The sequence below is a fragment of the Bradyrhizobium sp. 33ap4 genome, assembly GCF_032654765.1.
Lineage (GTDB): Bacteria > Pseudomonadota > Alphaproteobacteria > Rhizobiales > Xanthobacteraceae > Bradyrhizobium > Bradyrhizobium australafricanum.
Genome location: NZ_JAUMTJ010000004.1, coordinates 157,699 through 170,953 on the forward strand (window position 1 = coordinate 157,699; position 13,255 = coordinate 170,953).

The window sequence follows — 13,255 nt, forward strand, 5'->3', positions numbered from 1 at the left end:
ACATGACGCGGCCCTGCGCGCTTGTCAGGGGCTCCCGACCGCGCTAGCGTGAATTCATACAGCGAATGAATTGTTCGCCTGGCGAACTCAGTAGCAGGAGGATGCACGATGGCGCAAGCAGAAAGTTCTGCGGCCACCCCGTTCGAAACCGATTTCTGGAAAGACGCGAAGCTGCGCAAGGTGTGGGACGACATCGTCCCCGGCGAGCCGCGCAAGACGCTGCCCTACAAGCTCACGCAGGAAGCGATCGCGCTGTACTGCCGCGCAGTCGGCGAGACCAATCCGCTCTATCTTGACGAAGCAGCCGCCAAGGCCGGGCCCTATGGCGGGCTGATCGCGCCGCCCGCGATCCATATCCTGCTGATGTTCGCCTGCACGCCGGCCGACGACTGGATGCGCTCGCCGGGCACCGTCAATGCCGGGCAGTCGTGGAGCTACAACATCCCGGCACGCCCCGGTGACACCATCACCCTGCAGGCGCGCGCGCTCGACAAGTTCATCAAGCGTGAGCGGTTGTTCGTGGTGCACGACAATGTCTTCTTCAACCAGCATGGCGACGTGATCTGCTCGGGTCGCGGCCAGACCATCCGTCCGATGTAAGGAGGATCACCATGACCACGGCGAATTTCGAATCTCTCAAGGCCGGCGACACCATCGACGGCCCGGCATTTGCGGTTTCGCGCGAATCGATCCGCCTGTTCTGCGACGCGTCGCTCGACTACAACCCGCTGCATCTCGACGACAACTACATGAAGGGCGATTTCGGCAAGACCAATTTCGGCGGCATCATCATGCACGGCATGAACAATTTCGGCCTGATCTCGCGCATGCTGACCGACTGGGCAACGCCTGCCGGCGCGATCCATCGCAGGCTCGAGACGCGCTGGCTGAAGCCGGTGAAGCCCGGCGACACCATCCGCCCGGCCGGCACCATCAAAGCCAAGCAAACGACCGCGAAGTCGCGCTGGGTGCTGGTCGACGTCGCCGTACAGAACCAACGCGGCGAGACGGTCGCGGCCGGCGAAGCGATGCTGGAGTTTCCGCCGAACGCGAAGGCAGGCTAGCCGCGCGCACTCGATCGGAGCAACGGGCTCTTTCGCCCCGCCTGCGGGGAGAGGTCGGAAATGCATCGCTAGATGCATTCCGGGTGAGGGCGAGCCTCCGCGAGGGTTGCTGTCACCGTCTATGGGGAGACGGTCCCTCACCCCAACCCTCTCCCCCTAAGAACGGGGCGAGGGAGCCAACCGCCGTCGCGGCACCAACAAACAATCAAATAATCACTTGAGGAGACTTTCATGCAGGATGCGGCCCATTCGCGGCTCTATGGACGGATCGCCTGGCGCCTGATCCCGTTCCTGCTGACGTGCTACACGGCTGCGATCATCGACCGCTTCAACATCGGCTTTGCCAAGCTGCAGTTCCTGCACGACCTGCAGATCGACGACGCGGTGTTCGGGCTTGCCGCCGGCATCTTCTCGGTCGGCTATGTCGCGCTCGAAGTGCCGAGCAATCTCCTGCTGGTCAAGGTCGGTGTCCGCAAGACGCTGCTGCGGATCATGGTACTGTGGGGCGCAGTCACCGTGCTACTCGCGCTGGTGCAGAACCAGTATCACCTCTATCTGCTACGCTTCCTGCTCGGCGCCGCCGAGGGCGGCTTCTTCCCCGGCATCCTGTATTATCTGACGCTGTGGTTCCCGGATCGCGTGCGCGGCCGCATGACGAGCCTGTTCGTGATGGCGGTGCCGCTCGGCGGCGTCATCGCGGGTCCCGTGTCGGGCCTGATCATGGATCACATGCAGGGCGTCCATGGCCTGCATGGCTGGCAGTGGCTGTTCATCCTCGAAGGCGGCCCGGCCGTGCTGTTCGGCATCGCCGCCTATTTCTACCTCGCCGACGGACCGCAGGTCGCGAGCTGGCTGAGCGCCGACGAGCGGCGGCAGGTCGCAAGCGATCTCGCCCGCGACCGCGCCGCCGTTCCCGGCACCACGCGGAGCTTCGCGGCGGCGCTGCGCGAGCCGCGCGTCTATCTGCTCTCCTTCATCTACTTCGCGTTCTTCTGCTCGCTCAACACCATCCTGCTGTGGACTCCGACGCTGCTGAAACGCGTCGGCGTGGCGACCACCACCGAGATCGGCTGGCTGAGCGGCGCGATCTCGGTTGCGTCCGCGATCGGCATGGTGCTGATCGGCTACAGCTCCGACCGCACACGGGAACGGCGCTGGCACGTGGTCTGCTGCGGCCTCGTCGCAGCGGCCTGCTTCATCGCCTTGCAGGCCGCGCAAGACAGCGTGCTCCTGACCGTCACGCTGCTTGCCGTCGCCTCGATCGGCATCTTCGCGATCCTGTCGCTGTTTTGGACGATTCCAAACGCGATGCTGGAGGGCAGCGCCGCGGCCGGCGGCATCGCGCTGATCTCGGCGATCGGCTCGTTCGGCGGCGCGGTCTGCCCTGCCCTGATCGGCTGGATGACTGCCGCAACCGGGAGCATCTACGCACCGCTCGCCCTCGTCGGCGCCGTGCTCGGCATCGGCATGCTGACGCTGATCGTCTGTGTTCCCCGCGCGAGCCATGAGGTCACACTGGCCGAACCGAGCCGCCCCTGATCATCCAGCGCACGCCCGGCATCCACTGCCGGGCTTGTGTCGGCCCGCTGCGTCTGACTAATAAGAACCCAACAAAAGACGCTTGCCGGGAACGAGGACATGCCGCGAAGGCTCGAGGGTGATTTCGACTACATTATCGTCGGCGCAGGCACGGCGGGCTGCATCATGGCCAACCGCCTGTCGGCTGATCCGAAGAAGCGCGTGCTGCTGCTGGAAGCCGGCGGCAAGGACAACTGGATCTGGTTTCATATCCCGGTCGGCTATCTCTTCGCGATCGGCAATCCGCGATCGGACTGGATGTTCAAGACCGAGGCCGAGCCCGGCCTCAACGGCCGCGCGCTCGCCTACCCGCGCGGCAAGGTGATAGGCGGCTCCTCCGCCATCAACGCCATGATCTCGATGCGTGGCCAGGCCGAGGATTACGACCACTGGCGGCAGCTCGGCCTCACCGGCTGGAGCTACAGCGACGTGCTGCCGGCGTTCAAGCGGCTCGAGGATCACTTCCTCGGCGAAAGCGAGCATCATGGTGTCGGCGGCGGCTGGCGCATCGAGGCGCCGCGGCTGTCCTGGCAGATCCTCGATGCGGTCGGCGATGCCGCCGAGGAGATGGGCATCAAGCGCATCCCGGATTTCAACACCGGCGACAACGAGGGCACCAGCTACTTCCACGTCAACCAGAAGCGCGGCCGGCGCTGGTCGTCGGCGCGCGGCTTCCTCAAGCCGGTGCTGAACCGCAGCAATCTCAGGCTCGAAACCGACGTGCTGGTCGACCGCCTGGTGATCGAGAGCGGCCGCGCCGCCGGCGTGCTGTTCCGGCAGGGCAATGAGACGGTGGAGGCGCGCGCCCGGGGTGAAGTGATCCTTTGCGCCGGTTCGATCGGAACCACGCAGGTGCTGCAGCGCTCCGGCATTGGTCCGTCCGAATGGCTGTCGCCGCTCGGCATCGACATCGTGCTCGACGTGCAGGGCATCGGCCATAATCTGCAGGACCATCTGCAGCAGCGCGCGATCTACAAGGTCTCCGGCGTGCGCACGCTGAACGAGACCTATTACAATCTGGTTCGCCGCGGCCTGATGGGCCTCGACTACGCATTTCGCCGCCGTGGGCCGCTGACCATGGCGCCGTCGCAGCTCGGCATCTTCACGCGCTCGGACGTGACGCGCTCGCGCGCCAACATCCAGTTCCACGTGCAGCCGCTGTCGCTCGACAAGTTCGGCGATCCGCTGCACCGCTTCCCCGCGATCACGGTGAGCGCCTGCAATCTGCAGCCGAGCTCGCGCGGCACCGTGCGCATCAAATCGTCCGTTCCCGACGACAAGCCGTCGATCGCGCCGAACTATCTGTCGACCGACGACGACCGCCAGGTCGCGGCCGACGCAATCCGCACCACGCGCAGGCTGATGAAGCAGAAGGCGCTGGAGAAATATCATCCCGAGGAATTCCTGCCCGGCCCCTCGGTCGGCGACGACGATGCTTCGCTCGCCAAGGCTGCCGGCGACATCGGCACCACGATCTTCCACCCCGTCGGCACCGCGAAGATGGGAACGGCCAACGATCCGATGGCCGTGGTCGACGAGCGGCTGCGCTTCTACGGCCTGCACGGCCTGCGCATCGCGGATGCCTCGGTGATGCCGACCATCACCTCGGGCAATACCAACACGCCGACGGCGATGATCGCCGAAAAGGCCGCGGCGATGATCCTGCAGGATGCGCGATAGAACAACGATGAACGCCCCGAAGCGCTTCCTGGTTGGCGATGCCCGTGCACAGGTTGCGGTGGCGCAATGGGGCGAGCCGGCCTCGGACAAGCCGCCGGCGCTGCTGCTGCACGGTACAGGCTTTGTCGCGGAGGTGTGGACCGAGGTCGCAGAGGCGCTGGCGGCCGATTACACGGTCTACGCGATCGACCGCCGCGGCCATGGCTTGAGCCACAAGCCGCCGGCCGATCGCTATCACTTCCAGGATTTTGCCGAAGACGTCCGCATGGTGGTGGAGCGCCTCGACCTCCATGACATCTACGGCATCGGTCACAGTGCCGGCGCAACCGACCTGCTGCTCGCAGCCAGACTGATGCCCGGTCGCTTCGCGCGCCTGCATGTCACGGAGCCGACCGCGATGGATCCGCGCGCGCCGCGCGCCGGAGACCTCAGCGACATCGCGAACGGCTCGGTGCAGGGCGTGCTGCGCCGCCGGGCCGAGTTCGACAGCGCCGACGATCTGTTCCAGCGGCTGCGCGCCGCGCCGGCCTTCGCACCATGGACCGAACGGTCGCTGTGGGCCTATGTCCATCACGGCTTTGCGCGGCTCGGCGACGGCCGCATGCGGCTGCTTTGTACGCCGGAAATCGAGTCGGCCCTGCTCGGGCCGATCTTCCAGGCCATGGAGCAGATCTACACCGGCGACGCCCGCGGTAATCCGTTCCCCTGGTTCTCCGACATTGCCTGCCCGGTCTGCATCGCGACCACCGAGCAGTCATGGCCGATCTACAAGGAAATGGCCGACCGCGCCGCGGCGCTGATCCCGCATGCGAGCCGCTGGACCTTCGACGGCGTCGGCCATTGCGTCGCGCAGGAAGCGCCGGAGCTGCTGGTGGCAGCGCTCACGACATTTGCCGCGCGTGCGCGTTAAGGCATGCACGTATCAATGCGTTGCGTCTAGCCGTAGTGATCGAACTCGCTCAGGGCAATTCGGACCTCTCGCGCGAAATCGACCAACGACACGATGAAAGCCACAACGGCAACAATGAAGAGAATGGCAACGTCCCGCTCGTGCTGGATGTGAAGGAACGCACTCACAAAGCCGACGACGATGACAACGCTGATCGAAATGCTTCCCATGATGGACCAGAAGATCGCGCGATTGATCATGGTGGCGCGCCGAGCAAGACGCGGCAGGTCTGCCTTGAGCCGGCATCTCGCCTGATCCTGATCCGAAATTTGGTTCAGGTAAATCGATCTGTCGATGATCCGGTTCAGGCGGGAAATCAGCACCGCGATAAAGGCCGCCAATGCGCCAAGCAGAAATGCGGGCGCGGCCGCTTGAGAAATCACTTGAGAGAGCTGACTGACCGACGGCGTATCCGGTAACATCGACTCCACTTTCGGGTTGGCGCGGCTGAAACCAATCGGCCGAGCATTGGCAGCGTGGGACCCTGCTGACAATCACGACGCCCGCGTATCGAACCGGCGTCGGCTAATTGCCGGGCGGCGTCCGAACGGCGGGCATCGACACGGTTGCGGCCCATAGTGGCGTGATCTCGGCACAATCGAAGGCGCCAGCAGCGCTGCTATTTTGTCACGACTCGTCGGGCCGGCGTCACGGTGCTGGTCGGCGCCATCGGAGAGATCGAGAACGTCAACCAGGTATTCCAGCCGGCCGGGCGATTCTCTGCTGCAAATTCTCCATACCCTTTGAGATTCAGATAACCCTGCATGTCGCCTACGGGAAACAGGAAGCCGATCTGCGGACCAACGCCAAGCACGCGGGACCGGAAGCCTCCCAGGACAGGGTGCTGGCCGAAATCGTCGGTGACCTGCTGATAGGCATATCCAACCAGGCCAACGAAAACCTGCTTTGACAGGAATTGGGAGGCGCCCCAATCCAGATGGAAGTCGACCCCGCTCTGGTACTGGGTATCCGGATTCTTGAAATTGTAGGTGAAGCCCGCGACCGCGGAAAATTCGTGGCCCGCCTGCTGGTTGAAGTAGGTGTAGCCGCCGCCGGCATCGATGGCCGCGTGACCGATGCCGAGATTGGCAAGGCTGCTCGGGCTGTATGCTCCGACCGGGATGTCTCCCGTTACATAGCTCATGAAATTGTGCACCCCGGCGTTCCACTTCAGCGTCGCCTGCGGGTAGAGGTCGCCGACCGATGTGATCGAATCGCCGAAGCTGCCGGTGCGGGTTGTCGCCAGCGGACCGACGGCCGCCGTCAGCGTCCCCGCAAGATCCGCGCTCGACCGTCCGAACAGCCCGGTCACGCCGATGGCAAGTTGGCCACCCAGCACCGGCGTTGCGAACGTATAAGTGGGATTGAGAAGGATGAGATCCGCCTGCGCGTTGAGATGCAGGTTTAGGTTGACGTTAGCCGCGGCGGGGATTCTGCCGACCTGGATCTCCCTGGCGGCCGCGGCATTGCCGAATGCACTTACGCTGGTGTGATAGTAGACCTCCGCCATCGACCAGCCAGGGACCTGCGGGGTCGCAGCGAGGCTGCCGAAGCGGCCGGGAAGCCAGTATGAGACGCCGGCCTCGTCGGCACGCGCGGTCTCAGACGAAACTGACGCCATGACCAGTATCATGGCGATGCCGACATCCCTGAGTGTCTTGCCTCGCCCGTTTGGTCGCCGCCTCATCGAAAGACCGCGAAGCCGCATGTCACGCCCCCTTTGGTGCGGTGCGACCTGTACGGCTCGCTCAAGCGCACGATTCGCCGCAAAATTGTAGCACATTGATTCATGCCGGCCCGGTTGGAGCCAGCCTGAATCCAGTTTCTCAGGCCCCGATCTTCTTGGCGGCCGGAATCGTCCAAGTGCCGTCGATGATCGAGGGGTCGGTTTCCTGCGGCCAATACATCCGCAGCATGAGTATGAAATCTCCCTCGGGCGCAGGAAGCCAGTTCGATTCCTTGTCTTTGCCGGGCGAGTCTTTCTGAATATAGAGATCGGTCGAGCCGTCCGGATTTTCCTTCAGATTTTCCCGCGCACTGATCGAATATCGGTTGAGCGGATTGTTCACGAAGAAGTAGCTGCTGTCGTACATGGTGAGCGACCAGAATCCCTCGACCGGAGGCAAGTGGCCTTTGGGAAACCGCATGACGTATTTGTTCGCACCATTGTACTTGCGGCCATCCGCATCCTTTTGCGAGGTCGGATAGACGGCATCCTGCGGGCGGTTGGCGCCGAGTCCGATCGCGGTTACCAGGGCCCGCATCGGGTAGTCCGTCCCGTAGATGCCGGTTTTCGTCGTGAACGCAAAGCCGTTCTCATCCGTGATGGCCTTGTTGACCTTGAACTGAAGCATGATCCTGTCGAATGACACCTCGGGCACACGCTTCAGGAAGTCCGCCTTCAGCTTGGTCTCGTCAAAGTCCCGCCCGGGTACGATGCCGATGCGGGCAAATTTGGCGAGCTGGGCCGCGTCTGCCGCGTTCGGCGGGTTGCTTTTCATGAGCTCGCATAGCAGCTTGAAATACGACACCGCGTCCATGCGATTGACCTGTTCGCGGACGGCCGTCTTCATGTCGATCGAAGGATCGACCTTTCCTGGAGGCGGTGTGTACGGCTTGCCGTAAGCACTGAGCGGAACGAGCTTGCACTCATCCTGCAGCTTGTGGACGGCGGCGTAGTCCTCCGGCGTCCCGGTGCAATAGATGCGGCCGAGCAGCCACACGATATTGGTGGGCGATTTGTACTCCTTCACGCCGTCCGGCAGCGTGCCCTTCCAGCCGGGCCCGGTGATGGCATAGGTTTGGGCACCGGTGCCGGTGGTGCGCTTTCCCGGCACCTGGAACACCGTCGTCCAGCCATCAAGCATGGGCATCAGGAAATAGCGCCCCTTCATGTCCGGGATGCTGAGGACCCACGGTTCTTTCCCGACGTCGAAGAAGGACGTGGTGTAGAGCGTGTCCGCGTTGGGCGCAGTAACATCACGGAACGACGCGTCCGGATATTGGCGCAGCTTGATGATATGGCCCATCGGCCCTCGCGTGCCCACGGGCTCCGCGACGTTGGTGATGATCCTCCGCGTCATCTCCATCGTCACCAACGGATAGCCGAATATGTAGGCGTCGCTCGCGAGCCAGAAGTCCTCCAAGCCCTGACCGACACCCGCGAAAGCTCCCTCCTCGGCGACGGCTGGTCGACCTATCGCCGCTCCGGTGAGCAGACCCATTCCGCCGAGCGCAAGATTGCGACGCGTGATCTCCATTGTTCTCTCCTTTGCAAATCGAATGGTCTTCAAACAATCGTCAGGCTGCTCCGACTGTCGGCCTGCCGTAAAAGGTGTCCGATCCCGCGGGTCAGGGCTGCATCCTGATCCCGAGCGCCGCTCTCATATCCTTGAAGACCGCCGCGATCGCTTCGATGATGAGTTGATCAGGATGCGCCTTGCAATGTTGGATTACTTCGTGCTCGGCCTCGCGGGACTTCTTGATGTCGAGGTAGTGCTTGCGCGCAAGCCCGTTGTACCAACCGCTGTACCAGGCAGTGAGAAGGTCGGCGTCTCCCTGCCATGTTCCGGCGAGTTGCGCGCAGGTCAGCTTCTGAACGTCCAGATAGCCTTCGGCGTTGGCGTAGGCGCTGAGGTCTGTCTGCGCGTGCGCCGACTGAATGCCGGCGACGATCAGCGATGCTGCGATCATAGCGGTTCGTCTCATGATGCTCTCCTGTGAGCTCGCGTGCCCGGCTTAGATCGCGGCCGATCTTCCACCTGTCGGCCCGGCGGCTTCGACGCGACGGTCGCGTTGCTCAGTAACAAGGCGGATAAGGATAGTATCCGCATCGGGGGGCGTAGTACGGATAGGCTGCCGCAGCTCCAAGCGCGGCCGCACCCGCGACTGCAGCGCCGCGGTAGTAAGCACCTCGCCAGGCGGTGCGGCGGGCAACGCCGGCAAAAGACAGCGGCGTGAATGGACGACCGATGATGTCGATAAAGATCGACGCCGGTCCATCAGCCCCCGCAAGGTCGCCTTCGAGCATATCGACATCGAAAGTCAGCCTGTCGCCTTCGAGCTTGGGCGATTTCAAGACGACGACGGCGTCCGCTACCGATGATCCGTCTTTCCTGAACCCGGACACCGTGGCGTTTGGAGGGTCCTTTGCGAAATTGTCACTGCCATTGCCCCAATCCTCGACAATGCGCGATGTGAGATCATGACCGGCTGCCCTCACGGGCCGATCGGCGAACACGATCGCATTCGGTGAAACCCCCGTCAGCACAAGCTTCCCGTCCTTCAAGCTCGCACCGCGCGAGTTGAGGACGAAGAGCGATGGCACGACTTCCGGCTTTGCCTGACCTATCGACTTCTCGAGCGGTACGTGTGGTTTGTTCTCGGGTGCAGTTTGGGAAAGCGCCTTATGGGGAGCGGCAATCAATCCGGCGACGCAAAATACCAACAGAGCTGAGCGAAGGGTCATGTTTGTTATTCCTTTGGGGAGCGCAATCTCGGCAATCAGCTTCGCTAAGCATTTCGCGCCAATTCAAATCGCGCGTCTTGCCATTTCGCGCCAATGATCGGAATTGTCATGGCCCAGCGGTGTGGGATCTCTTGCGATGGCCCGCTTGGCCCTGCCGATCGGCAAGTTGCCGCTGCCTGTAAACGATAGGTTGGATTTTCATCAAACGCACGAACCTGCGGCTGAAGCTGCTGGCGTTGCTGTAGCCGACGAATTTCGCGATTTCCGACAGCCGCTTGCTTGAGTCTACGAGCAAGCGGCAAGCGATGTTCAAGCGAACCTCCGCGAGTATGTCCCTGTGGCTGGTGCCCAGGCGACCAAGGTGTCGCTGCAACGTGCGCGAGCTGATCTTGAGGGCGCGAGCGGTGCTATCAAGAGTTGCGTCACCGTGTCGCAGCGACGCGACAATGACTGCGCGGACCGCCTGGGCTGAAGGCAATCGGACAGCTCTCATCGGTTGGTTTGAGGCGTGAAGCCCGTGCTCCTGCAAGAAAAACGACGCTTCAAGATAAAGCAGCTTGGTCCACCGATCTGGCCATCGGCCGCCAAAACTTTCGCGAACCGGAATTCGTCGAACGCGTCGTCGCAGCTGGTTTCGCGATAAAGACAACGCAAGACGAGTTCCGGCCTGCTAAGCTGCGATCGCGGCAAAACTTCTTGGGTAGGTAGTAATGACCGTCATTCCATTGACCCGTTGTCAATTTCTGATCCCGTTCGCTGAGCTCCATTCTGAAATAGGCGGCCCGACGGCAGCACTTCTCGCCAGATTTCAACTCCCGACGTCCTTTGAAGAAAAAGCGGATCATTACGTGCCTTTGCTGCCGGCGGTTCGGTTCGCGACGGCCGCTCAGCAAAAGCAGGGCCTATCGGAAATCGCCTTTCGCGCAGCCCAGCGGCTCTCGTTCGAACATTTGAGCGAAGCCATGCGGGCGCGGGTGCGCCATGCGCCAACGCTTCTGGTTGCCCTGCAGCAAATTTGCCGGTGGGCGCCGTGCGAAGATACGATCCTCCAGCTATGGCTCGAGCCAAGCGGCGAGAACTTGAAGATTTGCAGCAAGCTTACTGGAACGGAGGGCATTTCCCATCTTGAGATATCCCAGTGGCTTCAGAACATATTCGTCCTGCACATCGTCCGTCAGTTCGCCGGGATCAGTTGGTCTCCGAGAGTGATTGCGTTTGAAGCACTCTATACGCCGAGCCCGGAGGTCCAGTCGCATTGGCCGAACACGCGCTTCATGTCGGGTCAAAAGGCGTCATGGATCGAAGTGCCGGCAGAACTCCTCAGTCTTGCAAATCCCGCAAACGACGTTCGGCCGACGCCCGCCGATCACGAGCCGCAGTCATTCGGAAAGGACGTCGTCAGCGCACTGAAGCTAAGCTTGCCCTCCTACCTTGATCAAGGAGGCCTCACGATCATGCAGGCCGCCGAGATGATGGGCGTGAGCACCAGGAGTCTGCAGCGGAGGCTTTCGCTCGCTGGTCTGACATATTCGGGTCTGCTTGAGCAGGCTCGCTTCAACAATGCGGCCAAGCTTCTGGGCAGCACAGAAATCAAGATCATCGACGTTGCATTCTCGTCGGGCTATGCCGACCCTGCCCACTTCACGCGGGCTTTCCGCCGGATTTCCGGCTGCACCCCACGGGAGTTTCGGCAAAGGTCGAGCAACGGACAAGCCACGATCGATCGGCCTGCCTCCCGATCCAATGGCAATCGCCGCGCCTAGGGAAGGTTCTCGCCTTGAACGCGCCGCCACGTAACAACGCGGGGCTCCTGGCTCCCGGATCGATCTTGAGCGCGGCATTGTGCGCGCTGCTTATCGCCGTCCCGGTTGCGCAGGCCTTTGCCGCAAACGATGATGGCCTTGCCAATGCTTCGGTGCCGACGATCTATCTCGACCTCAGGACGATCTACGCACAGGTTCCGGCAGGATCGCTCGCGTTCGGCTTTTGGCCATCCGACGCTGTTCAATACGCAGACGCTTGCGACATCAGGCGGCGCGGCATTTCCGGTCGGCCTGCCAGCAGCGAAATCTCTCAATATGGATTTTCCGCTGACGGTCGATGTCACCGAGAGCGCCTCGCTTTATGCCGGCGTCTCCGGTAGTTCGACGAGCTTTGGAAGCGCCGGCTTTTCGTCCTTTCAAATCACAAGCTGGAACATCGGCTTCCAGGCCGACCTTTACGAGCAGAACGGTGGAACCTTTCCTACCGTGACGCTGCAGTCGACTATCACAAAGTCGATTCCCGATGGTCCACTGAGCACAACCTCCTTCAACAACATTCTCGAATTTGACTATGCGCTCGATTCCGATGAGACCAGAGGCTTCCTCGGCGGTTTCCAATACACGCGAACCGACGTCGACGGTGCGCTGGGAAGGATCAACCCGAACACGATTGCCTATGTCGGCGGCTACTATCAATGGCCGAACAATTGGAAATTTACCGGCCGCGTGGGCGTGCAATCCTTCGAGGGCGCGCAGCTTCTGAACCTCGCATCCATTCAGCCCTTTGCGCAACCGATCGTGCGGATCGATCTCGACCGCGTGGACGATAATGACAACCGACTGTTTGGCGTCACAGCCGAAATCATGTGGGTGCCGAAACCGGCCTATCAACTGACGTTCAGAACGCCTCTGTATGCCGTCAAGAACTAGCCGGCGCCCCGGCCGCCCGAGCAAGCAAGCACCGAGACCATCCGACGAGGGTGCGAGCGACCCGCCCCCGACAGGACGTAAAAACACCAGGTGAACTCGGCAAAGAAACGATGGCTGTCGCCTGACTGAGGCGAAAGCAAATGCCATGGAACTCACGTTCGCATTCCAGGCAAGATGCTTCGGCAGCAAAGTACAGATTGCGCCTGGGGTTGATGACAGCTGCCTGACCCTTTTGGAATGCGCGCCCTACTGCATTCCGTTGATCTACGTCAATCTCGCGAGGCGAAATTGTCGCAGTGTCGCCGTTCGCAAATTGTCCCATAGGGAGGACACGCCATGCTTCGTTGCATCCTCGCCGCTCTGGCGGCTCTGGTTCTCGTCGCTGTCTGCCTGATTCCTGATGACGCCTATGCCCGTCGCGGAGGAGGAGGCGGCTTCCGCGGCGGCGGAGGCGGCTTTCACGGCGGCGGGATGCGTGGCGGTGGCATGCATGTAAGCGGCGGAAGAGTTCACGGTGGAGGATATCGCGTTGCCGGCCGTCCAGGTGGCCGACCGATTGCAGGGCGTCCGGGCTATCCCGGTCGACCGATTGCAGGGCGCCCTGGCCGCCCGGTCGCCGGCTATCCCGGCTACGGCAGAGGCTACTATCGGCCGGGCTGGGGTTATGGTGCTGCCGCCGTCGGCGCTGCAGCCGCAGCCGGCGCGTATGGCGCCTATGGCTACTACGGCAACCAAAGCTGCTACTACAATGAATACGGGCAAATGGTCTGCCCGCAGTATTGATCCGGCTGAGCTGCAATGGATGGACATGCGGTTGCACCGC

The 13,255-nt window shown here is 62.3% G+C and carries 14 protein-coding genes; 8 read left to right on the forward strand and 6 right to left on the reverse strand.

What is annotated here, in order from left to right; translation table 11 throughout:
• Positions 1 to 108 precede the first annotated feature (108 nt).
• The 5 genes from Q2M23_RS04735 (at position 109) to Q2M23_RS04755 (ending at position 5,232) form a co-directional block, all read left to right on the forward strand.
• The gene (locus Q2M23_RS04735) at positions 109 to 600 is read left to right on the forward strand and encodes a MaoC family dehydratase (RefSeq protein ID WP_028331684.1); all 492 of its coding nucleotides are present in this window, start codon (positions 109 to 111) and stop codon (positions 598 to 600) included.
• Positions 601 to 611: 11 nt separating this feature from the next.
• Entirely contained in the window at positions 612 to 1,064 is a 453-nt protein-coding gene (locus tag Q2M23_RS04740; protein ID WP_057015675.1) for a MaoC family dehydratase, read from the forward strand.
• 231 nt (positions 1,065 to 1,295) lie between these two features.
• Entirely contained in the window at positions 1,296 to 2,603 is a 1,308-nt protein-coding gene (locus tag Q2M23_RS04745; protein ID WP_316394625.1) for an MFS transporter, read from the forward strand.
• A gap of 99 nt (positions 2,604 to 2,702) precedes the next feature.
• Positions 2,703 to 4,322, forward strand: coding sequence for a GMC family oxidoreductase (locus Q2M23_RS04750; protein WP_316394627.1), 1,620 nt, complete (start codon positions 2,703 to 2,705; stop codon positions 4,320 to 4,322).
• A 7-nt stretch (positions 4,323 to 4,329) separates the two neighbouring features.
• The gene (locus Q2M23_RS04755) at positions 4,330 to 5,232 is read left to right on the forward strand and encodes an alpha/beta hydrolase (RefSeq protein WP_316394630.1); all 903 of its coding nucleotides are present in this window, start codon (positions 4,330 to 4,332) and stop codon (positions 5,230 to 5,232) included.
• A gap of 26 nt (positions 5,233 to 5,258) precedes the next feature.
• Here the strand turns inward: Q2M23_RS04755 and Q2M23_RS04760 are convergent, their stop codons facing one another.
• The 6 genes from Q2M23_RS04760 to Q2M23_RS04785 form a co-directional block, all read right to left on the reverse strand.
• On the reverse strand, positions 5,259 to 5,765 hold the full coding sequence (locus Q2M23_RS04760) for a DUF2721 domain-containing protein (RefSeq protein WP_316394633.1): 507 nt from the start codon (positions 5,763 to 5,765) through the stop codon (positions 5,259 to 5,261).
• Positions 5,766 to 5,890: 125 nt separating this feature from the next.
• A complete protein-coding gene (locus Q2M23_RS04765; RefSeq protein WP_316394635.1) occupies positions 5,891 to 6,892 on the reverse strand; it encodes a transporter in 1,002 nt (333 codons plus the stop codon).
• A gap of 205 nt (positions 6,893 to 7,097) precedes the next feature.
• A complete protein-coding gene (locus tag Q2M23_RS04770; RefSeq protein ID WP_316394637.1) occupies positions 7,098 to 8,531 on the reverse strand; it encodes a DUF1254 domain-containing protein in 1,434 nt (477 codons plus the stop codon).
• A 91-nt stretch (positions 8,532 to 8,622) separates the two neighbouring features.
• A complete protein-coding gene (locus Q2M23_RS04775; protein ID WP_057015680.1) occupies positions 8,623 to 8,964 on the reverse strand; it encodes an HdeA/HdeB family chaperone in 342 nt (113 codons plus the stop codon).
• A 106-nt stretch (positions 8,965 to 9,070) separates the two neighbouring features.
• On the reverse strand, positions 9,071 to 9,739 hold the full coding sequence (locus Q2M23_RS04780) for a hypothetical protein (RefSeq protein WP_244558961.1): 669 nt from the start codon (positions 9,737 to 9,739) through the stop codon (positions 9,071 to 9,073).
• Between the two features lie 106 nt (positions 9,740 to 9,845).
• Entirely contained in the window at positions 9,846 to 10,232 is a 387-nt protein-coding gene (locus tag Q2M23_RS04785) for an AraC family transcriptional regulator (protein WP_316394644.1), read from the reverse strand.
• Between the two features lie 217 nt (positions 10,233 to 10,449).
• Here Q2M23_RS04785 and Q2M23_RS04790 point away from each other — a divergent pair, with 217 nt between their 5' ends.
• The 3 genes from Q2M23_RS04790 to Q2M23_RS04800 all read left to right on the forward strand — a co-directional run bounded on the left by Q2M23_RS04790 (position 10,450) and on the right by Q2M23_RS04800 (position 13,215).
• Positions 10,450 to 11,502 (forward strand): AraC family transcriptional regulator, encoded by a 1,053-nt coding sequence (locus tag Q2M23_RS04790; RefSeq protein WP_310885009.1) that lies wholly within the window; start codon positions 10,450 to 10,452, stop codon positions 11,500 to 11,502.
• Positions 11,503 to 11,634: 132 nt separating this feature from the next.
• On the forward strand, positions 11,635 to 12,432 hold the full coding sequence (locus tag Q2M23_RS04795) for a hypothetical protein (protein ID WP_316394647.1): 798 nt from the start codon (positions 11,635 to 11,637) through the stop codon (positions 12,430 to 12,432).
• A gap of 336 nt (positions 12,433 to 12,768) precedes the next feature.
• Complete coding sequence (locus Q2M23_RS04800) at positions 12,769 to 13,215, forward strand: hypothetical protein (protein WP_316394649.1); 447 nt, start codon at positions 12,769 to 12,771, stop codon at positions 13,213 to 13,215.
• Positions 13,216 to 13,255: the final 40 nt, after the last annotated feature.

Coding starts and splice junctions, on each gene's coding strand:
- Q2M23_RS04735 (WP_028331684.1), top strand. CDS start 109: ATGGCGCAAGCAGAAAGTTCTGCGGCCACCCCGTTCGAAACCGATTTC.
- Q2M23_RS04740 (WP_057015675.1), top strand. CDS start 612: ATGACCACGGCGAATTTCGAATCTCTCAAGGCCGGCGACACCATCGAC.
- Q2M23_RS04745 (WP_316394625.1), top strand. CDS start 1,296: ATGCAGGATGCGGCCCATTCGCGGCTCTATGGACGGATCGCCTGGCGC.
- Q2M23_RS04750 (WP_316394627.1), top strand. CDS start 2,703: ATGCCGCGAAGGCTCGAGGGTGATTTCGACTACATTATCGTCGGCGCA.
- Q2M23_RS04755 (WP_316394630.1), top strand. CDS start 4,330: ATGAACGCCCCGAAGCGCTTCCTGGTTGGCGATGCCCGTGCACAGGTT.
- Q2M23_RS04765 (WP_316394635.1), bottom strand. CDS start 6,892: ATGGCGTCAGTTTCGTCTGAGACCGCGCGTGCCGACGAGGCCGGCGTC.
- Q2M23_RS04770 (WP_316394637.1), bottom strand. CDS start 8,531: ATGGAGATCACGCGTCGCAATCTTGCGCTCGGCGGAATGGGTCTGCTC.
- Q2M23_RS04775 (WP_057015680.1), bottom strand. CDS start 8,964: ATGATCGCAGCATCGCTGATCGTCGCCGGCATTCAGTCGGCGCACGCG.
- Q2M23_RS04780 (WP_244558961.1), bottom strand. CDS start 9,739: ATGACCCTTCGCTCAGCTCTGTTGGTATTTTGCGTCGCCGGATTGATT.
- Q2M23_RS04785 (WP_316394644.1), bottom strand. CDS start 10,232: ATGAGAGCTGTCCGATTGCCTTCAGCCCAGGCGGTCCGCGCAGTCATT.
- Q2M23_RS04790 (WP_310885009.1), top strand. CDS start 10,450: ATGACCGTCATTCCATTGACCCGTTGTCAATTTCTGATCCCGTTCGCT.
- Q2M23_RS04795 (WP_316394647.1), top strand. CDS start 11,635: ATGGCCTTGCCAATGCTTCGGTGCCGACGATCTATCTCGACCTCAGGA.
- Q2M23_RS04800 (WP_316394649.1), top strand. CDS start 12,769: ATGCTTCGTTGCATCCTCGCCGCTCTGGCGGCTCTGGTTCTCGTCGCT.